The organism is Marinobacter shunpengi, assembly GCF_045449715.1.
Lineage (GTDB): Bacteria > Pseudomonadota > Gammaproteobacteria > Pseudomonadales > Oleiphilaceae > Marinobacter.
Genome location: NZ_JBJJLA010000018.1, coordinates 132633 through 153347, shown reverse-complemented (window position 1 = coordinate 153347; position 20715 = coordinate 132633). Strand labels below are relative to the sequence as shown.

General features: G+C 61.0%; 15 protein-coding genes. 14 read left to right on the top strand and 1 reads right to left on the bottom strand.

The features are described 5' to 3' along the window. The first annotated feature begins 436 nt into the window (after positions 1-436). The 13 genes from sdhC to rluB all read left to right on the top strand — a co-directional run bounded on the left by sdhC (position 437) and on the right by rluB (position 15807). Entirely contained in the window at positions 437-814 is a 378-nt protein-coding gene (sdhC, locus tag ACJO3T_RS13155) for a succinate dehydrogenase, cytochrome b556 subunit (protein ID WP_406963013.1), read from the top strand. Further along, the gene (gene sdhD, locus ACJO3T_RS13150) at positions 799-1152 is read left to right on the top strand and encodes a succinate dehydrogenase, hydrophobic membrane anchor protein (protein WP_406978737.1); all 354 of its coding nucleotides are present in this window, start codon (positions 799-801) and stop codon (positions 1150-1152) included. The genes sdhC and sdhD overlap by 16 nt, the downstream gene beginning before the upstream one ends. Before the next feature lie 3 nt (positions 1153-1155). Next, on the top strand, positions 1156-2928 hold the full coding sequence (gene sdhA / locus ACJO3T_RS13145) for a succinate dehydrogenase flavoprotein subunit (protein ID WP_406963015.1): 1773 nt from the start codon (positions 1156-1158) through the stop codon (positions 2926-2928). A 14-nt stretch (positions 2929-2942) separates the two neighbouring features. Then, positions 2943-3647: a succinate dehydrogenase iron-sulfur subunit gene (locus tag ACJO3T_RS13140; protein WP_406963017.1), complete on the top strand. Its 705-nt coding sequence runs from the start codon at positions 2943-2945 to the stop codon at positions 3645-3647. A 316-nt stretch (positions 3648-3963) separates the two neighbouring features. Then, entirely contained in the window at positions 3964-6798 is a 2835-nt protein-coding gene (locus ACJO3T_RS13135) for a 2-oxoglutarate dehydrogenase E1 component (RefSeq protein WP_406963019.1), read from the top strand. Positions 6799-6824: 26 nt separating this feature from the next. Continuing rightward, positions 6825-8069, top strand: a complete 1245-nt coding sequence (odhB, locus tag ACJO3T_RS13130) for a 2-oxoglutarate dehydrogenase complex dihydrolipoyllysine-residue succinyltransferase (RefSeq protein WP_406978736.1) — start codon at positions 6825-6827, stop codon at positions 8067-8069. Positions 8070-8141: 72 nt separating this feature from the next. Continuing rightward, the gene (gene lpdA / locus ACJO3T_RS13125; RefSeq protein ID WP_406963023.1) at positions 8142-9584 is read left to right on the top strand and encodes a dihydrolipoyl dehydrogenase; all 1443 of its coding nucleotides are present in this window, start codon (positions 8142-8144) and stop codon (positions 9582-9584) included. Positions 9585-9817: 233 nt separating this feature from the next. After that, entirely contained in the window at positions 9818-10984 is a 1167-nt protein-coding gene (sucC, locus tag ACJO3T_RS13120) for an ADP-forming succinate--CoA ligase subunit beta (protein ID WP_328189845.1), read from the top strand. Beyond that, a complete protein-coding gene (gene sucD, locus ACJO3T_RS13115) occupies positions 10984-11856 on the top strand; it encodes a succinate--CoA ligase subunit alpha (protein WP_406978735.1) in 873 nt (290 codons plus the stop codon). The genes sucC and sucD overlap by 1 nt, the downstream gene beginning before the upstream one ends. A gap of 159 nt (positions 11857-12015) precedes the next feature. Next, a complete protein-coding gene (locus ACJO3T_RS13110) occupies positions 12016-13230 on the top strand; it encodes a tryptophan--tRNA ligase (protein ID WP_406978734.1) in 1215 nt (404 codons plus the stop codon). 19 nt (positions 13231-13249) lie between these two features. Next, complete coding sequence (locus tag ACJO3T_RS13105) at positions 13250-14092, top strand: segregation and condensation protein A (protein WP_406963027.1); 843 nt, start codon at positions 13250-13252, stop codon at positions 14090-14092. 11 nt (positions 14093-14103) lie between these two features. Next, positions 14104-14793, top strand: a complete 690-nt coding sequence (gene scpB / locus ACJO3T_RS13100; RefSeq protein ID WP_406963029.1) for an SMC-Scp complex subunit ScpB — start codon at positions 14104-14106, stop codon at positions 14791-14793. Between the two features lie 18 nt (positions 14794-14811). Beyond that, positions 14812-15807 (top strand): 23S rRNA pseudouridine(2605) synthase RluB, encoded by a 996-nt coding sequence (gene rluB, locus ACJO3T_RS13095; protein ID WP_406978733.1) that lies wholly within the window; start codon positions 14812-14814, stop codon positions 15805-15807. 16 nt (positions 15808-15823) lie between these two features. Here the strand turns inward: rluB and ACJO3T_RS13090 are convergent, their stop codons facing one another. Beyond that, positions 15824-16777: a GGDEF domain-containing protein gene (locus ACJO3T_RS13090; RefSeq protein ID WP_406978732.1), complete on the bottom strand. Its 954-nt coding sequence runs from the start codon at positions 16775-16777 to the stop codon at positions 15824-15826. A 265-nt stretch (positions 16778-17042) separates the two neighbouring features. Here ACJO3T_RS13090 and smc point away from each other — a divergent pair, with 265 nt between their 5' ends. Further along, a complete protein-coding gene (gene smc, locus ACJO3T_RS13085; RefSeq protein WP_406978731.1) occupies positions 17043-20540 on the top strand; it encodes a chromosome segregation protein SMC in 3498 nt (1165 codons plus the stop codon). Positions 20541-20715: the final 175 nt, after the last annotated feature.

The window sequence follows — 20715 nt, the reverse complement described above, 5'->3', positions numbered from 1 at the left end:
GTGTTGGCTTTTTTTGTCAATGCGCGGCGAGATAAAAGATACGGATTCGATCCGGGCATGATACCTCATTGTGATCTAAAATGGAGGCGCCCGGCTGGTAAATTCAAGTATCAAAGCGGGCCGGGTGGCGTTGAGACGGGCGGTAATTGCGTCTCGAATTGATTTTGTCAATTACCACAATAGCTGAGTGGATGGCCTGATCTGACAGGGTTTTCCGGCGTTGCCGGTTTGTAATTCCCGGGGGCACTCCTTATAATCCCTAGCCCGGAAACGGGGACATACCTTATGGAACGCCTGCAACGACGTCTGCGGTGATGTTCTCCCTCCCGACCAATCTGTGCGGACACAACGGCGTGCCGACACGGTCATCCTTCATACCAACCATCCGCCCCGGCCAGTCCGGCAACGCGGAGTAAAGAGAGAGTGTGAGAGCGCTGTGAATAGCAAACGACCAGTTAATCTCGATCTCGGCAAGTTTCATTTTCCGCTACCTGCCATTACTTCCATTATCCACCGTATCAGCGGCGTCATCCTGTTTGTGGGTGTCGCCTTCCTGCTGTACGGGCTGGACGTATCGCTGTCCGGGGAAGCTGGCTTCAATCGCGTCAATGAATTGCTGGACAGCTTCCTGGCGAAGCTGATCATCTGGGGCATCCTGTCGGCCCTGCTGTACCACCTTGTAGCGGGCATCAAGCACCTGCTGATGGACATGGGCATCGGCGAGGAACTCCACAGCGGTCGTCTCGCGGCCAAGCTTACAGTGGTGATTTCGGTAATCCTGATCATTCTCGCGGGGGTATGGGTATGGCAGTAAACAGCATCACGAATCCAGGTCGCAGCGGCGTCTACGACTGGATGATCCAGCGCGTAAGCGCCTACGTATTGGCCCTCTATACCATCTTCCTGCTCGGATTCATGTTGACGACCGATGTCAATTACGAAGCCTGGGCCGGTCTGTTCAGCCAGACCTGGTTCCGCATTTTCAGTCTGGGCACCCTGATCGCTCTCGGTGGTCATGCATGGGTCGGTCTGTGGACCGTTTCTACCGACTACATCAAGGCGACTCTGCCGCGGTTCCTGTTCCAGGCCGTCTGCGGCACGGTAATGTTTGTCTATGTTGTCTGGGGCATTCAGATTCTTTGGGGGCTTTAATAGATGGCTAATATCAAGACCATTTCCTACGACGCGATCGTTATTGGTGGCGGTGGTTCCGGCATGCGGGCTGCCCTGCAGCTGACCGAGTCCGGTCTTAACACCGCCTGTATTACCAAGGTGTTCCCGACACGCTCCCACACCGTGTCTGCCCAGGGCGGCATCACCTGCGCCATTGCCAGTGCCGATCCCAACGACGACTGGCGCTGGCACATGTATGACACCGTCAAGGGTTCCGATTACATCGGTGACCAGGACGCCATCGAATACATGTGTTCCGTTGGCCCTCAGGCCGTGTTCGAGCTTGAGCACATGGGGCTGCCGTTCTCCCGTACAGAACAGGGCCGTATCTACCAGCGTCCGTTCGGCGGCCAGTCCAAGGACTACGGCAAGGGTGGCCAGGCGGCCCGTACCTGTGCCGCTGCCGACCGTACCGGTCACGCCCTGCTTCACACCCTGTATCAGGCCAACCTCAAGGGCGGCACCACCTTCCTTAACGAGTGGTATGCCGTTGACCTGGTGAAGAACAGCAAGAACCAGGTGGTTGGCGTTGTCGCCATTGAGATCGAGACCGGTGAGGTTGCCTACATCAAGGCCAAGGCCACCGTGCTGGCTACCGGCGGCGCTGGCCGTATCTACTCCTCCACTACCAACGCCCTGATCAATACCGGCGATGGTATCGGCATGGCGCTCCGCGCCGGTTTCCCGGTGCAGGATATTGAGATGTGGCAGTTCCATCCCACCGGCATCCACGGTGCCGGGGTTCTGGTGACCGAAGGTTGCCGGGGTGAGGGCGGCTACCTGATCAACGCCGAGGGCGAGCGGTTCATGGAACGTTATGCACCGAACGCGAAGGACCTGGCCGGTCGTGATGTGGTGGCCCGCTCCATGGTTCTGGAGATCCTGGAAGGCCGTGGCTGCGGCCCCGACAAGGATCACGTGCTGCTGAAGCTGGATCACCTGGGTGAGGAAACCCTGAACCTGCGTCTGCCGGGCATCTGTGAACTGTCACGGACCTTTGCCCACGTGGATCCGGTGAAGGAGCCGATTCCGGTTGTCCCCACCTGCCACTATATGATGGGTGGGATTCCCACCAACGTCGGCGGTCAGGCCCTGACCCAGGACGAGAACGGCAACGACGCGCCCATTGACGGCCTGTTTGCCTGTGGTGAGGCAGCCTGCGTATCCGTGCACGGCGCCAACCGTCTGGGTGGCAACTCGCTGCTGGACCTGGTGGTATTTGGCCGTGCTGCCGGTCTGCACATCGAGAAGATGATCCGCGATGGTTTCGAGACCGACGGTGCCACCGACGAGGAAATCCAGAAGGCGATGGCCCGCATCGACCGCCTCAACAATACCTCAGAAGGTGAGGATGTGGCGGCTGTGCGCAAGGACCTGCAGGACTGCATGCAACTGTACTTCGGTGTATTCCGTGACGGTGAGAGCATGGAGAAAGGGCTCAAGCGACTGGATGAAATCGGCGAGCGGGTGCGTCGCACCAAGCTGACCGACCGCAGCAACGCCTTCAACACGGCGCGGATCGAAGCGCTTGAACTGGATAACCTGTACGAAGTGGCCTACGCCACCGCCGTTGCCGCCAATGAGCGTAAAGAGAGCCGTGGTGCCCATGCCCGTAACGACTTCACCGAGCGTGATGACGAAAACTGGCTGAAGCACTCCCTGTACTTCCCGCTGGACAAGCGGGTTGGCAAGCGCGATGTGAACTTCGCTCCGAAAACGGTTCCGACGTTCGAGCCGAAGATTCGGACCTATTAAGGGGGACATGAATAATGTTGGTAAGCCTTTACCGTTACAATCCGGAAACTGACAACGCCCCTTACATGCAGGATGTTGAGATCGAGATTCCGGAAGGCAAGGATCTGATGGTGCTGGACATCCTGGCCATCGCCAAGGAACAGGATGAGACTCTGGCCTATCGTCGTTCCTGTCGTGAGGGGGTTTGTGGCTCCGATGGCATGAACATGAATGGCAAGAACGGCCTGGCCTGTATCACACCGGTGTCGGAAGTGGTCAAGAATGGCAAGCTGGTGCTGCGCCCACTGCCGGGGCTGCCGGTGATCCGTGACCTGGTGGTGGACATGAACCTGTTCTACCAGCAGTACGAGAAGGTGCAGCCGTACCTGATCAACGACAATCCGGAGCCGGCCATCGAACGCCTGCAGTCACCTGAAGACCGCGAGAAGCTGGATGGCCTGTACGAGTGTATTCTCTGTGCCTGCTGCTCCACTTCCTGTCCGTCGTTCTGGTGGAACCCGGAGAAGTTCGTTGGCCCTGCGGGCCTGCTGCAGGCCTACCGCTTCCTGGCGGATAGTCGGGATACCGCCCAGGCGGAACGACTTGCTGACCTGGATGATCCGTTCAGCGTGTTCCGCTGCCGCGGCATCATGAACTGTGTCAGTGTTTGTCCCAAGGGTCTGAACCCGACCCGGGCGATTGGCCATATTCGTAACCTGCTGCTTCAGCGGGCGACGTAACCAGCGGTTTCCAGGAGTACCGCTATACTGTTCGGGAAGTGCCAGACCTCCCGGCTTGCATTCCACCTGACCGGATAGCCTTCTACCAAAGGCGGATTGGCAGGTGAGGGCCGGTAGGGCAAGCTATCGGGCCGCAGGCGGCGCCCAAAAAGTGCTGCCGCGGCGCGATTCAGTATAAAAACCACCGGGGAACGGAAAACATCCGTGAGCGTTGTGGTGGCTGTTGTCGATCCGGTAAAAACCCGTATTGACTGAGAAATATCCCTGGCCGACCATAAAAAGCTCCCCCGCACCAGTCCAAGGTGAGCTATTCAAAATGCATGAAAGCATAATGGAGCAGTTATGGCAGACGTCCCATCTACAGGGTGGGAATCTTGCCTATGTTGAGCAGCTTTTTGAAACCTACCTGACCGATCCCAACGCCATTCCCGAAGAGTGGCGAAGCTATTTCGACAAGCTGCCGGGCGTCGACGGTAATACCCGTGACATTGCCCACTCCACCATCCGCGAACAGTTCGAACACATATCCCGCAACCAGCGCTTCTACAATGGCGCCGGTGTTCCCGCCTCCGCCACCACCGACGCCGACCGCAAGCAGATCCGCGTTCTCCAGATGATCAATGCTTACCGGTTCCGTGGTCACCAGGAAGCGAAGCTTGACCCGCTGGGTGTCTGGCAGCGTCCCGGGGCGGAGGATCTGGACCCGTCGTTCCACGAACTGACGGAAGCGGACCGTGATCTCGAGTTCCAGACCGGGTCCCTGAACTTCGGCTCCGAGCGGATGAAACTCGGCGATATCATTGATGAACTGCGCCAGACCTATTGCGGCAGCATCGGTGCCGAGTACATGCATGTGGTAGACACCCGGATCAAGCGCTGGTTCCAGCAGCGGATGGAACCGGTGCGGTCCAGTCCCACCTATGAGGCCAAGACCCGCAAGCATCTTCTTGAGAGGCTGACGGCTGCCGAGGGCCTGGAAAAATACCTGGGTTCCCGATACCCGGGTGTGAAGCGCTTTGGCCTTGAGGGTGGTGAAAGCCTGATCCCCTGTCTGGACGAGCTGATCCAGCGTGCCGGTAGCTACGGTGCCAAGGAAATTGTCCTGGGCATGGCTCACCGTGGACGCCTGAACGTGCTGGTCAACACCCTGGGCAAGAACCCCAAGGATCTGTTTGACGAGTTTGAAGGCAAGAAGATGGCCGATTCCGGCTCCGGTGACGTCAAGTACCACCAGGGCTTCTCCTCCAACGTCATGACCGAGGGCGGCGAGATACACCTGGCGCTGGCGTTCAACCCCTCACACCTGGAGATTGTCTCTCCGGTGGTGGAAGGCTCCGTTCGCGCCCGCCAGACCCGCCGCAACGACACCGACGGCTCCCAGGTGGTGCCGATCATCATGCACGGTGACGCCGCGTTTGCCGGTCAGGGCGTGGTGATGGAAACCTTCCAGATGTCCCAGACCCGGGGCTTTGGTATCGGTGGCACTATCCACATCGTCATCAACAACCAGGTGGGCTTCACCACCAGCAAGCAGGAAGACGCCCGCTCCACCGAGTACTGCACCGATGTGGCCAAGATGGTCCAGGCGCCGATCCTGCACGTGAATGCCGATGATCCGGAAGCGGTGATGTTCGTCACCCAGATGGCCATGGACTACCGCAACGAATTCAAGCGTGACGTGGTCATCGACCTGGTCTGTTACCGTCGCCGTGGCCACAACGAGGCGGATGAGCCCTCGTCCACCCAGCCGGTCATGTACGACAAGATCCGCAAGCTCAAGAGCACGCGCCACCTGTATGCCAGCAAGCTGGTGGAGGAGGGCGTGCTGTCCGAAGACGACGCCAAGCAGATGGAGACCGATTATCGGGATGCCCTCGATAATGGTGAGCACGTGGTGAAATCCCTGGTCAAGGAGCCCAATACCGAGCTCTACGTGGACTGGACGCCGTACCTGGGCCATGAGTGGACCGCGAAGTGCAAGACCAGCGTCACCCTCAAGAACATTCAGCGCCTGGGTAAGAAGCTGACTCACGTGCCCGAGGGCTTTTCGGTCCAGCGCCAGGTGCAGAAGATCGTTGAAGACCGCAAGAAGATGACTGCCGGTGCCCTCGGTCTCAACTGGGGTTATGGTGAGATGATGGCGTACGCGTCCCTGCTGGACGAGGGTCACCCGATTCGTATCACCGGCCAGGACGTTGGTCGCGGCACCTTCTCCCACCGCCACGCCATCCTTCATAACCAGAAGGACGGCGATACCTATACGTCGCTGGCGAACCTGTCTGACAATCAGCCGCGTTTCGAGATCTACGACTCCCTGCTGTCGGAAGAAGCGGTGATGGCATTCGAGTACGGTTACGCCACCACGACACCCGATGCGCTTATCGTATGGGAAGCCCAGTTCGGGGATTTCTCGAACGGCGCCCAGGTGGTCATCGATCAGTTCCTGACCAGTGGCGAGCACAAATGGGGCCGCCTGTGTGGTCTGACACTGTTGCTGCCCCACGGTTATGAAGGGCAGGGGCCGGAGCACTCTTCCGCACGGCTTGAACGCTTCCTGCAGCTGGCTGCGGAGCACAACATTCAGGTATGTGTTCCGACCACGCCGTCCCAGGTGTTCCATATGCTGCGCCGCCAGGTGAAACGCCCCCTGCGCAAGCCCCTGGTAGCCATTACGCCCAAGAGCCTGCTGCGTCACAAAGAAGCCACGTCGGATCTGGATGACCTGACCTCGGGCACGTTCCAGACCATACTGCCCGAGAAGGAGCCTTCCGATCCCAAGAAGGTGACTCGTCTGATCCTCTGTAGCGGCAAGGTGTACTACGATCTGCTGGAGAAGAAGAAAACCGAGGGTCGCGATGATGTGGTGATCTTCCGGATCGAGCAACTGTATCCGTTCCCGGGTGACGACCTGGACGAGCTGCTGGCACCGTACACCAAGCTCAAGAATGCGGTGTGGTGCCAGGAAGAGCCTATGAACCAGGGGGCCTGGTATTGCAGTCAGCACCACATGCGGGCTGCACTCTCTCGGCTGAACCCGAAGCTGTACCTGGAATACGCCGGCCGTGATGCCTCTGCCGCCCCTGCTGCAGGTTACATGTCGGTCCACGTCGAGCAGCAGAAAAAGCTGGTAGATGACGCCTTTGAACTGTGACCAGATACCAAACGTAAGGATTTGAAATGTCAACAGAAATTAAAGCCCCCGTTTTCCCGGAATCGGTCGCTGAGGGTACCGTTGCGACCTGGCACAAGAAACCCGGTGAAGCCTGCGAACGTGACGAACTGATTGTCGACATCGAAACCGACAAGGTGGTTCTGGAAGTGGTTGCGCCCGCGGATGGTGTCATCGAAGAGATCGTCAAGGACGAGGGCGATACCGTTGAGAGCGGTGAGGTCATCGGTAAGTTCAAGGCAGGTGCCGCCGGCGAAAGCAAGCCTGCGGACAAGGGCGACTCCGGCAAGGAAGAGACATCCGCGGCCAAGCAGGAGGCGCCAGCGTCTTCCGGCGACAGCGCCCCGGCTACGTCCGGCGAGGCGATCCTGAGCCCGGCGGCCCGCAAGCTGGCCGAGGAGAACAATGTAGACCCCGACAGCATCAAGGGTTCCGGAAAGGGTGGCCGCGTCACCAAGGAAGACGTCCAGGCCCATATCGACAGCGGCAAGTCCTCCGGTGGTGCTCCTGCCGCGGCCCAGCCGACTCCGGCCGCCGAGCTGCCCGCCGGCGAGCGTCCGGAGAAACGTGTTCCCATGACCCGTCTGCGAGCCAGCATCGCCAAGCGCCTGGTGCAGGCTCAGACCGATGCAGCCATGCTCACCACCTTCAACGAGGTGAACATGAAGCCGGTCATGGAGCTGCGCAAGGAATACAAGGAAGCGTTTGAAAAGCGCCACGGTATCAAGCTGGGCTTCATGTCCTTCTTTGCCAGGGCTGCGACGGAAGCCCTCAAGCGCTTCCCGGCGGTGAATGCCTCCATCGACGGCAATGACATGGTTTACCATGGTTACCAGGATATCGGCGTGGCCGTATCCACGGATCGTGGTCTGGTGGTTCCGGTTCTCCGTGATGTGGATGGCATGGGCCTGGCGGATATCGAGAAGAAGATCGTCGAATACGGCCAGAAGGCGAAAGGTGGCAAGCTGGGCATTGACGAGATGACCGGCGGTACTTTCACCATCACCAACGGCGGTATCTTCGGGTCGCTGATCTCCACCCCGATCCTGAATCCGCCGCAGACTGCCATCCTGGGCATGCACAAGATCCAGGAGCGTCCGATGGCGGTGAACGGCCAGGTCGAGATCCTGCCGATGATGTACCTGGCACTGTCTTACGACCACCGTATGATCGACGGCAAGGAAGCGGTGCAGTTCCTTGTGGCCATCAAGGAAATGATCGAGGATCCGACCCGCATCCTGCTGGACGTCTGAACACCACAAACCCATTCCGGAGCCCCGGGAGGCGACAGCCCCCGGGGCTTCCACCAGATAACGGGATAGAACATGTCTGACAAGTACGATGTCATTGTCATTGGCGCGGGCCCTGGTGGTTACGTGGCCGCCATCAAAGCGGCCCAGCAGGGGCTGAAAACGGCCTGTGTGGAGTCCTGGACTTCCGAGGACGGCAAGCAGCAGGTACTGGGTGGTACCTGCCTGAATGTAGGCTGCATTCCTTCCAAGGCCCTGCTGGAAATCTCCCATAAATACGAGGAGGCCCAGCACGGCTATGCGGATCAGGGCATTGAGCTGAACGATCTCAAGATCAATATCGGCAAGATGATGGAGCGCAAGGGCGGTATCGTCCAGCAGTTTACCGGCGGTATTGCCGGCCTGTTCAAGTCCAACGGTGTCACCTCCATCCATGGCCACGGCAAGCTGCTGGCCAACCGTCAGGTGGAAGTCACCGACAAGGATGGCAACACCAAGGTCTACGATGCCGACAACGTGATCCTCGCCAGCGGTTCCAAACCCATCGAGATTCCGCCGGCGCCGTTCGACGGTGACTACATCGTGGACTCCGAGGGTGCGCTGGAATTCGATGAAGTGCCCAAGCGCTTGGGCGTGATCGGGGCCGGGGTTATCGGTCTTGAGCTGGGCAGCGTATGGGCCCGCCTGGGTTCCCAGGTGACCATGCTGGAGGCCATGGATACCTTCCTGCCGGCGGTGGACCAGCAGGTGGCGAAGGATGCCCTCAAGCAGTTCAAGAAGCAGGGCCTGGACATCAAGCTGGGCGCCCGCATGACCAAGGCCGAGGTGAAGCGCAAGCTGGTCTACGTGGACTACGAAGATGGCAAGAACAAGGAGCAGCTCAAATTCGACAAGCTGATCGTTGCCGTTGGCCGTCGCCCCAATACCGAGAACCTGCTGGCGGCCGATGCCGGCATCAACATGGATGAGCGTGGCTTTATCTATGTGGATGAACACTGCAAGACCGATGTGCCCGGAGTCTGGGCCGTAGGCGATGTGGTGCGCGGCCCCATGCTGGCCCACAAGGCCTCGGAAGAGGGTGCCATGGTCGCCGAGCGGATTGCCGGCCACAAGCCTGCGGTCAACTATGACTGCATCCCGAACATCATCTATACCTCTCCCGAGGTGGCCTGGGTCGGTAAGACCGAGGAAGAGCTGAAGTCCGAAGGTGAGGCCTACAAGGTGGGTACCTTCCCGTTTTCTGCCAATGGCCGTGCCATGGCCGCAAACGCTCCGTTCGGCATGGTCAAGATCATTGCCGACGAGAAGACCGACCGGATTCTGGGCTTCCACGTGGTGGGTCCCCAGGCATCCGAGCTCGTGGCCCAGGGTGTGATTGCCATGGAATTCGGCTCCAGCGCCGAAGACCTGGCGCTGACCTGCTTCGCACACCCGACCCTGTCGGAATCCGTGCACGAAGCGGCCCTGGCGGTCGACGGTGGCGCTATTCACAAGGCCAACCGTCGCAAGAAGAAATAGCGCTCACGTTCCGGGCTGGGCGGGCAATGGTGTCGGCCCGATACGGTGAGAATACACCGTGCCCGGAGCGGCGTTTAGGCCCGCTGAGGCGATCCCCGGCGGGCCGAAGCGAATTCGCATGACGGAGCGCATCGAAGTCAGACCGTGCCTGGTGCCCGGGCTGGTTTCAATGGGTTCCAGCGGGTTCATTTCCGTATGTGGTTATCCTCCATCAAAAAGCGGGACACTTGACTATGAATTTGCACGAATATCAGGCCAAGCAGCTGTTTGCTGAATACGGCCTGCCTGTATCCAAGGGCTATGCCTGTGATACTCCTGACGAGGCAGCTGCGGCTGCTGACAAGATCGGCGGTGACGGCTGGGTGGTAAAGGCCCAGGTTCACGCCGGTGGTCGCGGCAAGGCTGGCGGCGTCAAGCTGGTGAAGAACAAGGACGACATCAAGGCTTTTGCCGAGCAGTGGCTGGGCAAGAACCTGGTGACCTTCCAGACCGACGAGAAAGGCCAGCCGGTCAGCAAGATTCTGGTCGAGTCCCTGACCGATATCGATCAGGAGCTGTATCTGGGAGCCGTGGTTGACCGTGCCACCCGCCGCATTGTCTTCATGGCATCCACCGAGGGTGGCGTCGAAATTGAAACCGTGGCCGAGGAAACTCCCGAGAAGATCCTCAAGGCCGAGATCGACCCGCTGGTTGGCGCGCAGCCGTACCAGGGCCGTGAGCTGGCCTTCAAGCTGGGTCTGAAAGGCCCGCAGATCGGCCAGTTTGCCAAGATCTTCGTGGGCCTGGCCAAGCTGTTCGAAGACAAGGATCTGGCGCTGCTGGAAATCAACCCCCTGGTTATCACCAGCGAAGGCAACCTGCACTGCCTGGATGCCAAGATCAACGTGGACGGCAACGCGCTGTACCGCCAGAAGCAGATCCAGGAGATGCACGACCCCTCCCAGGAAGATGCCCGCGAAGCGGAAGCCGCCAACTGGGAACTCAACTACGTGGCCCTCGATGGCAACATCGGCTGCATGGTTAACGGTGCCGGCCTGGCCATGGGCACCATGGACATCATCAAGCTGTCCGGCGGCCAGCCCGCCAACTTCCTGGACGTGGGTGGCGGTGCCACCAAGGAGCGGGTCTCCGAAGCGTTCAAGATCATCCTGTCCGACGACAACGTCCAGGCGGTACTGGTCAACATCTTCGGTGGCATTGTCCGTTGTGACATGATCGCCGAGGGTATCATTGGTGCCGTGAAGGAAGTGGGTGTCAAGGTTCCTGTGGTGGTACGCCTGGAAGGCAACAACGCTGAACTGGGTACCAAGGTCCTCGAAGAGAGCGGCCTCAACATCATTGCCGCAACCAGCCTGTCCAATGCTGCAGAGCAGGTCGTTAAAGCCGCAGGGGGTAAATAATGAGCATCCTGATCAACAAAGACACCAAGGTTATCTGTCAGGGCTTTACCGGTGCCCAGGGTACCTTCCACTCCGAGCAGGCGCTTGAGTACGGCACCAAACTGGTTGGCGGCGTCAGCCCGGGCAAGGGCGGTACCGAGCACCTGGGCCTGCCGGTGTTCAATACCGTGCGCGAAGCCGTAGAGAAGACCGGTGCGGAAGCCACCGTGATCTACGTACCGGCGCCGTTCTGCAAGGACGCCATCATTGAAGCCGCCGACGCTGGCATCCAGCTGATCGTGTGCATCACCGAGGGCATCCCTACCATCGACATGCTGTACGCCAAGGAGTATGTCGACAAGAAGGGCGCTCGCATGATTGGACCGAACTGCCCCGGTGTGATCACCCCCGACGAGTGCAAGATCGGCATCATGCCCGGTCATATCCACCAGAAGGGCAAGGTCGGCATCGTATCCCGTTCCGGTACCCTGACCTACGAAGCGGTCAAGCAGACCACCGACTTCGGCTACGGCCAGTCCACCTGTGTGGGCATTGGTGGTGACCCGATCCCTGGCTCCAGCTTCATCGATATCCTGAAGCTGCTGCAGGAAGATCCGGAAACCGAGGCCATCGTCATGATCGGTGAAATCGGTGGTACCGCCGAGGAAGAGGCCGCCGCCTACATCAAGGAGAATGTGACCAAGCCGGTGGTGTCCTATATCGCTGGTGTCACCGCGCCTCCCGGCAAGCGGATGGGTCACGCCGGCGCCATCATTTCCGGTGGTAAGGGCACCGCGGACGAGAAGTTTGCCGCCCTGCAGGACGCCGGTGTGAAGACCGTGCGCAGCCTGGCCGAGATCGGCAAGGCCCTGAAGGAAGCCACTGGCTGGTAAGCCCACGGGCGCCAACCGATGGAAGACAGAACCCCCGCCCGGTGTGACCGGAGCGGGGGTTTTTCATTCCGGGGCGCCGAAGGGCGTCGTGATCTCTGTCATCGCCGGGCGGACTGATTTATCATGACCGGTCAATTGTGACCATAAGGAGTTCGTGCATTGGGTTCTGTTGATTCCCAGCAACGGGTGCTGTCCGGTATGCGGCCCACCGGTCGCCTGCATCTCGGGCATTATCACGGTGTACTCAGGAACTGGGTGAAGCTGCAGCACGAATTCGAATGCTTCTTCTTCGTGGCTGACTGGCATGCGTTGACCACCAGCTATGATGATCCGTCCCATATTCGCGAGAACGTGTGGGAAATGGTTATCGACTGGCTGGCGGCCGGGATAAACCCGGGATCCTCCACGCTGTTTGTGCAATCGTCAGTGCCCGAGCATGCAGAGCTCCACCTCCTGTTGTCCATGATCACCCCGTTGGGCTGGCTTGAACGGGCCCCCAGCTACAAGGATCAACAGGAGAAATTACGTGAAAAAGATCTCGCAACTCACGGATTTTTAGGGTATCCACTTCTGCAGAGCGCGGATATCCTGCTTTACCGGGCGGGCAAGGTTCCGGTGGGCGCGGACCAGGTGTCCCACGTGGAAATCGCCCGGGAAATCGCCCGCCGGTTCAATCACCTGTACGGCCGGGAACCGGGCTTCGAGGAACAGGCGGAAGCCGCCATCGTCAAGATGGGCAAGAAGAACGCCCGCCTGTACCGGTCCCTCAAACGCCGATACCAGGAAGAGGGTGACCTGGAGGCGCTGGAGACCGCCAGGGCACTGCTGCGGGAACAGCAGAACATCTCCCTGGGGGATCGTGAACGCCTCTACGGTTACATCGAAGGCGGCGGTAAGGTGCTGCTGCCGGAACCCCAGCCGCTGCTGACCGAATACTCCAGGATGCCGGGCCTGGACGGGCAGAAGATGTCCAAGTCCTACGGCAATGACATCGGCCTGCGGGAGGCCCCGGACACGGTGGCACAGAAAATCCGGACCATGCCAACGGATCCGCAGCGGGTACGCCGGACCGATCCGGGGGAGCCGGAGAAATGCCCAGTGTGGGAATTCCACAAGGTCTATTCCGACGACAGCACCCGCGAGTGGGTGCAGACCGGTTGTCGCAGCGCCGGTATTGGCTGCCTGGACTGCAAGAAACCGGTGATTGACGCCATTGTCGAGGAACAGCGGCCCCTGCATGAGCGGGCCATGGAATACGAGTCCAATCCGGACCTGATCCATGCGATCATCATGGAGGGGGCCGACCAGGCCCGGGACGCCGCCAGGGATACCCTGGAGGAAGTCCGTGAAGCCATGGGTGTGGTATACCGGTGACCGGACCAGGGGGTGACAGTTGACTGAGCGTGTGACCGGCTCTGACGATATCCCGGAGGCGCCTGCGGCGGACGCCCCACCGGAGCAACCCCCTGTGGCCAGGGTGGATGGCAAGCCCCTGTCCGATATCCCCCAGGATCTCTACATTCCGCCGGACGCCCTGGCGGTCTTCCTGGAGGCCTTCGAGGGTCCCCTTGACCTGCTGCTGTACCTGATCCGACGCCAGAACATGAACATCCTCGATATCGACGTCAGCGAGATCACCCGCCAGTACATGGAATACATCAGCGCCGTCGAAGCCATGCGGTTCGAACTGGCGGCGGAATACCTCGTGATGGCGGCCACCCTGGCGGAGATCAAGTCACGGATGCTGCTGCCGCGCCAGGAAGCGGAAGACGACGAGGAGGAAGACCCCAGGGCGGAACTGATCCGGCGCCTCCAGCAGTACGAGCGTTTCAAGAAGGCCGCCGAGGATGTGGACAACCTGCCGCGGATGGAGCGGGATACCTTCCCCAACTCCGCCACGCTGCCCGAGCTGCCCCGGAGTGATGTGCACCCGCCGGTGGAGCTACGGGACATGCTGCTGGCCCTGCAGGGGGTGCTGCAGCGCGCGGATCTGTTCACCAGCCACCATGTGGAGCGGGAACGGCTGTCCACCCGTGAGCGCATGTCATCGATCCTGGCAATGCTGCCGGCGGACCGGTTCATGGCCTTCGAGAGCCTGTTCACCCGGGAAGAAGGCCGGCTTGGCGTGGTGGTGACCTTCCTGGCCATGCTGGAGCTGGTGAAGGAAGAACTGATCGAGATCGTGCAGGCGGAAACCCTGGGGGCCATCCATGTCCGTGCGCGAACCAGTAACTGAGGCCGCAGTCCATGAATGAAGAAAACCTCAAGCGAGTGCAGAATATCGTCGAAGCCGCACTGCTGTCAGCGGGACGGCCCCTGAACATTGACCAGTTGCGGGACCTGTTCGAGGAGCATGAAAGGCCGGCACGCCAGATCATGGAACACGTGCTCATGCTGCTGGATGAGTCCTGTGCCAACCGCGGTTTCGAACTGCGCAGAGTGGCCAGCGGCTATCGCTTCCAGGTCCGCCAGGACTATGCCCCGTGGGTAGGGCGCCTGTTTGAGGAGAAGCCCCAGCGCTATTCCCGGGCACTGCTGGAGACCCTGGCCCTGATCGCCTATCGCCAACCCATCACCCGGGGCGAGATCGAGGATATCCGGGGTGTTACGGTAAGCAGCAATATCATCCGCACGCTGCAGGAACGAGAATGGGTCCGGGTGGTGGGCCACAAGGATGTTCCCGGGCGTCCGGCCATGTATGCCACTACCCGCCAGTTCCTGGACTATTTCAACCTGACCAGCCTTGAGGAGTTGCCTCCCCTGGCGGAGATCCGGGACCTGGAGGAAATCGGCCGCGAGATCGAGCAGGAAATGCAGGCCGAGATCCAGTTCGAAGCCACGGACGCCGCCCCGACGGACGGGGATGACGAAACCCCGGCGCCGGCCGGGAGTCAGGGTTCCGGTGACGAATCGGACAGCAACACAACACTTCACTAATCCAGTAAGGATCGTTCCATGGCGTCGCAACGCCCCCCCAGGCCGTCCAGAACGGCAACCCCGGCCACGGGCGACCAGCCCGAACGGCTACAGAAACTCCTGTCCCGGGCCGGTGTTGGCTCCCGCCGGGAAGTCGATGCCTGGATCCAGGACGGTCGGGTGACGGTCAACGGACAGGTGGCCCAGCCCGGCGAAAGGGCATTGTCCAGCGACCGTATCGCCGTCGACGGCAAACCGGTGGAGAGCCGGTCCGCCGATGCGGTGGTGCGGCGTGTACTGGTCTACAACAAGCCCGAGGGTGAGGTGACCACCCGCAATGACCCGGAGGGCCGCCCGACCGTGTTCGACAGCCTGCCCAGGCTCAAGGACCAGCGCTGGATCGGTGTCGGCCGTCTGGATATCAATACCACCGGGTTGATGCTCTTCACCACCGACGGTGAACTGGCCAACCGGCTGATGCACCCGTCCAGCGAGATAGACCGGGAATACGCCGTCCGCATTTTCGGTGCGGTGGACGATGCCATGATCCAGCGGCTTCTGGACGGCGTGCTGCTGGAGGATGGCGTGGCAGCCTTCTCGGATATTTCCCCGGCAGGCGGCAAGGGCCAGAACCAGTGGTTTCACGTGACCCTGATGGAGGGGCGCAACCGGGAGGTCAGGCGCCTGTGGGAGTCACAGGGCGTTCGGGTCAGTCGCCTCAAGCGTGTGCGTTACGGACCGGTATTCCTGCCCAGCCGGCTGACCGTTGGGCGCTGGGAAGAGTTGGACCAGAAGGGGGTCAATGACCTGAGCCGGTCGGTTGACCTGCCCCTGTCTGACGTGCCCACCAAGACTCCCGGGGAGCAGGCCGAGCAGGAGCGGCGCCGCCGCAAGGCGCCCTCGAGAGGAAACAAGAAACCGGGGGGTGCCCGTCGCTGGCAGGTGGATGACAGTGGCGGGCAGCGTCACAAACCGGCACGTTCCCCGGCCCCGGGAAAACCTTTCAGACATCGCAACGGTCCCGGCAACGCCTGACCCGCAAGCCGTCTCTTCAGACCGTTTCTGTGCCGGTGCTGCCCACCACATGAGCGATACGGGTGCAGTTCCGGCCGGCATCCTTGGCGCGGTACAGGGCGTCATCCGCCCGCGCCACCCATTGGTTGGGGGTCTCGCCGTGACGGTGGGAAGCAACACCGGCGCTGGCGGTCACCTGTACCTGACGATCACCACAGGGTATACGGACGTTGTTGATGGCGGCACGAATCCTGTCGGCCACGTCCTCGCCATCCCGGCAATCGGTGTGGGGCAGGAGTATGGCGAATTCCTCCCCGCCAAAGCGGAAAATACTGTCACCGTCCCGGGTGGCCTCCCTCAGGGCATCGGCGGACGCCTGCAATAGCAGGTCGCCAATCACATGACCGTAGGTGTCGTTGACCTCCTTGAAATGGTCAAGATCACAGAGAATCAGTGTAAAGCGGTCCCCGTGGCGATCATCGATACTGCAGTCCCGTGCCAGGGCCATATCCAGCGCCCGCTTGTTGGGGATGCCGGTGAGGGCGTCGGTCAGCGCCGCCTGTTCCACCAGCGCGTACTGGCAGGCATTGCGTAACGGGCAGATGACGATACCCAGCAGGTATTCGATGATTTCCAGTTCATCCTCATGGAACCGCTGCCGACGGGTCAGCGCAAGGGAACCATAGTTGGCGCCCTCCAGGTTCAACTGGTAATCGCAGCGATGGGATCCCCCCATGCCGGTGCTGTAGACGAAATCCTGACATCCCAGCCGGTGGCGGTACACGAGCTGCCCATAGGGAATCGCCCTTGCCAGTTCCTCCGCGAAGATGCCCAACAGGTGTTCCAGGGACAGGGTGGTGCTGCTCCGTCGATAGAGCCTGGCCACCGGGTCCTCGGCCTGGGTCCAGGCCTGCCTCGCCTGGCGTAGTTCGGCCAGACGGCCATGGTGGGTTTGCGGGGCATGGGGGTAGGGGCGGTTATTGCCTGCCATTGCTAGTGCCTTTACGAGAATTTTCCTGCATTAAGCAGATAACATGCCACTAGTCTTATATCCGGAAGAAACAGTGTGTTGGCACTCTGAAGCCAGCTCAATTTCAGTACCGTAGTCTTGAGCGGCAAATTTTTGTCGGGGCCGTCGCCTGCCGGAGGGAAATGCGATACGGTCGGACTGGGCATACCACATCCCTGTGGTAAACTGCACCGTTTGTAACGCGCGCCAGACAGCCACCAAGCCGTTAGGGAAGATCCGGAACAACATGCGCCTGAAGTCCATAAAACTCGCGGGTTTCAAGTCCTTCGTCGACCCCACCACGGTCCCGTTTCCGTCCAACATGACGGCTGTGGTCGGCCCGAACGGTTGTGGCAAATCCAATATTATCGATGCGGTCCGCTGGGTCATGGGGGAGAGCTCCGCCAAGTACCTTCGTGGCGAATCCATGGCGGACGTCATCTTCAATGGTTCCAGCGCCCGCAAGCCTGTGGGCCAGGCATCCATCGAACTGATCTTCGACAACTCCGACGGCTCCGCCCCCGGTGAGTTCGCCCGCTTCAACGAGATTTCCGTACGCCGTCGTGTCTCCCGGGAAGGCCAGTCCGACTATTTCATGAACGGTGCCAAGTGTCGCCGCCGGGATATCACGGACCTGTTCCTGGGCACCGGCCTGGGCCCGCGCAGTTACGCCATTATCGAACAGGGCATGATCTCCCGGCTGATCGAGGCCAAGCCGGAGGAACTGCGGGTCTACATCGAGGAAGCGGCGGGCATTTCAAAGTACAAGGAACGCCGTCGGGAAACCGAGAACCGCATCCGCCGTACCCAGGAAAACCTCGAGCGTCTGACGGACCTTCGGGATGAACTTGAACGCCAGCTCCAGCATCTGCAACGTCAGGCGCAGGCTGCGGAGCGCTACAAGGAGCTCAAGGGCACCGAGCGCCGGTACAAGGCCGAACTGACCGTGTTGCGATGGCAGGGTCTGGACGACGACCTGAAGCAGCGCCGGGAGCAGTTGCAGGAAACGGAGCTGGAACTGGAGAAACACCTCACTGAACGGGTGAACCTTGAAAGTTCCCTCGAAAAGCTGCGGGACGAGCACCAGCAGCGCACCGACGAGTTCAACCGCAACCAGGCCCGATACTACGAGGCCGGGGCCGATATCGCCCGGGTGGAACAGAGCCTTGAACACCAGCGTGAACGCAGCCGTCAGGTGGCCACGGAACTTGACCAGGCACTGGCCAGCCGCAGCGAGATCGCCCGGGAACTGGCCCAGGATGACGATAAGCTCACCGCCATCCGCGACGAGCTGACCGGCCTGGAACCGGAACAGGAAACCCTCGCCGCCCAGGCGGAGGAGTCCGCCATGCAGCTACAGTCCGCCGAAGAGGCCATGAGTGACTGGCAGCACCAGTGGGAAGCCTTCAGCGCCCGCTCCTCGGACACCAAGCGGGAAGCCGAGCTGTCCCAGAACCGCATCCGCACCCTGGAGCAGGAAATCGAGAACCTGTTGACCCGCCAGCGGCGGCTCGAGGACGAAAAGGCCCTTTTGGATGATCAGCTCGATCGCACCGAACTGGACGAACTGCTGGAGCAGGAAACCGAGCTGAATCTCCGCCGGGAGGAAGCCGCGGACACCATCGAGGAAACAACCGACCGCCTGCAGGACCTCAAGGCCCGCCTGCGGGACCAGGAACAGCAGGTCAGCGAACTGAGCCAGCGGGACCAATCCCTGCGGGCGTCCCTGGAATCCCAGCAGGCCCTGCTGGACGAACAACTGGGTGCGGACGACGATACCCTGCAGCAATGGCTCTCCGGCGCCGGGCTAGCCAATGCCCCGCGTATTGCCCGCCAGTTGCAGACCGACACGGGCTGGGAATTTGCCGTGGAGGAAGTCCTGGGGAATCTCCTGCAGGGGGTCGAGGTGGACAGCCTCGACGCGCTGGCCCAACAGCTGGATGACGCCCCCCGTGGCGTGGCCCTGGTGGAAAAGGGCCCGGCAACCGGGGAGATGGCACCGGATTCCCTGGCTGCCAGGGTCCGCAACGGCAGCAGCCTTGCCCCCTGGCTGGGGCAGGTGAAGACCGTGGACACCCTTCGTGAAGCGCTGGAGCGACAGCCGGGGCTTGGTGACCATGAAACCCTGATTACCCCCGAAGGCATCTGGCTTGGTCGTGGATGGCTGCGCATGCCGGAGTCCGACCGTTCCCGCACCGGCGTTATCGAACGTCAGCAGAAGGTGGAGGAACTGGCCTCTGCCCTGGACGAGGCGGAAACCCGGCTGGCGGAGGCCCGGGAACGTCTCGACGACCTGCAGGAGCGAACCTCGGATGCGGAGTTGCAGCGGGACCAGGCCCAGCAGACCGCCAACGATATCCAGGGCGAGCTGTCGTCGCTGACCTCCCGGGTCAGCGGCCTGAAGGCGCGGGCCGAGCAGATCAACGACCGTTTGCAGCGGATTGATGAGGACGTGGCGGATATCCGCGAGCAGCGGGCGGTGAAGCAGGAGGAACTGGAAGAGGCCCGGCTCACCTGGGACCAGTCCCTGGCGGCCAACGAGGACACGGAGGCGGAAAAGGAGCGCCTGCTGGAGCAGCGGGACGACCTGCGTGAACGGCTGGACCACCTGCGCCATCAGGCCCGTAGCGACCGCGACCACGCCCACCAGCTACAGCTCCAGATCCAGTCACTGACCAGCCAGCAGGATGGCCTGCAACAAACCCTGGAAAGGACCAGGCTCCAGGACCAGCGCCTTGAGGAACGGCTGGAGATCCTGCGTGAGAACCGGGAGAGCGCGGAAGCACCCATCGAGGACCTGGAGATGCAGCTTGAAGGACTGTTGGATCGCCGGCTGGCGGAGGAAGAGAAGCTGTCGGTGGCCCGGGACGCCCTGGAGGAAATCGACCGGGATGTGCGTGAGAAAGAGCAGTTCCGCAGTCAGGCGGAACACCGGGCACAGGATATCCGTGGCCAGCTTGAGAAGCTGCGCATGGAATCCCAGGCCCTGGAGATTCGCGCCACCAATCACCTGGAGCAATTGCAGGAGCTGGACGTCAAGCTCGCGGATATCCTGGAACAGTTGCCGGAAGAGGCCACCGAGCAGGCCTGGGGCGAGGAGCTGGACAAGATCGGCAACCGCATCCAGCGCCTGGGCGCCATCAACCTGGCGGCCATCGAGGAATATCAGGTACAGAGCGAGCGCAAGACCTATCTGGACAGCCAGCACGAAGACCTGATGGAGGCGCTGGAAACCCTCGACAACGCCATCCGCCGGATCGACCGGGAAACCCGGCAGCGCTTCAAGGAGACCTTCGACAAAGTCAACGGCGGCCTCCAGGCGCTGTTCCCCAAGGTGTTCGGGGGCGGTAACGCCTACCTGGAACTGACCGGGGAAGACCTGCTGGAAACCGGTGTTGCCATCATGGCCAGGCCGCCGGGCAAGAAGAACAGCACCATCCACCTGCTGTCCGGCGGCGAGAAGGCGCTGACCGCCATTGCCCTGGTATTCTCCATCTTCCAGCTCAACCCGGCGCCGTTCTGTATGCTGGATGAGGTGGACGCGCCGCTGGACGATGCCAATGTGAGCCGTTACGCCAATATGGTGAAGGAAATGTCGTCCCAGGTGCAGTTCATCTATATTACCCACAACAAGATTGCCATGGAGATGGGGGACCAGTTGATGGGGGTCACCATGCATGAGCCGGGTTGCTCCCGCCTGGTATCCGTGGACGTGGACGAGGCCGCCGCGCTGGCCGAAGCCTGATCAATATTTGGCCCATGTCCGGCGGCGACATGAAAAAACCGCCACTTGACAGCCTATCGCGTTGTATTCGCGGTGGTCTTTTCTTAGAGTTACGGGTTTGAGGGCCACTGAACAGTCGCCGCTGTCCGGAAATCGTTCAGGGCTTTGTCAAGGACCACAGACAGGATCGGGTAGT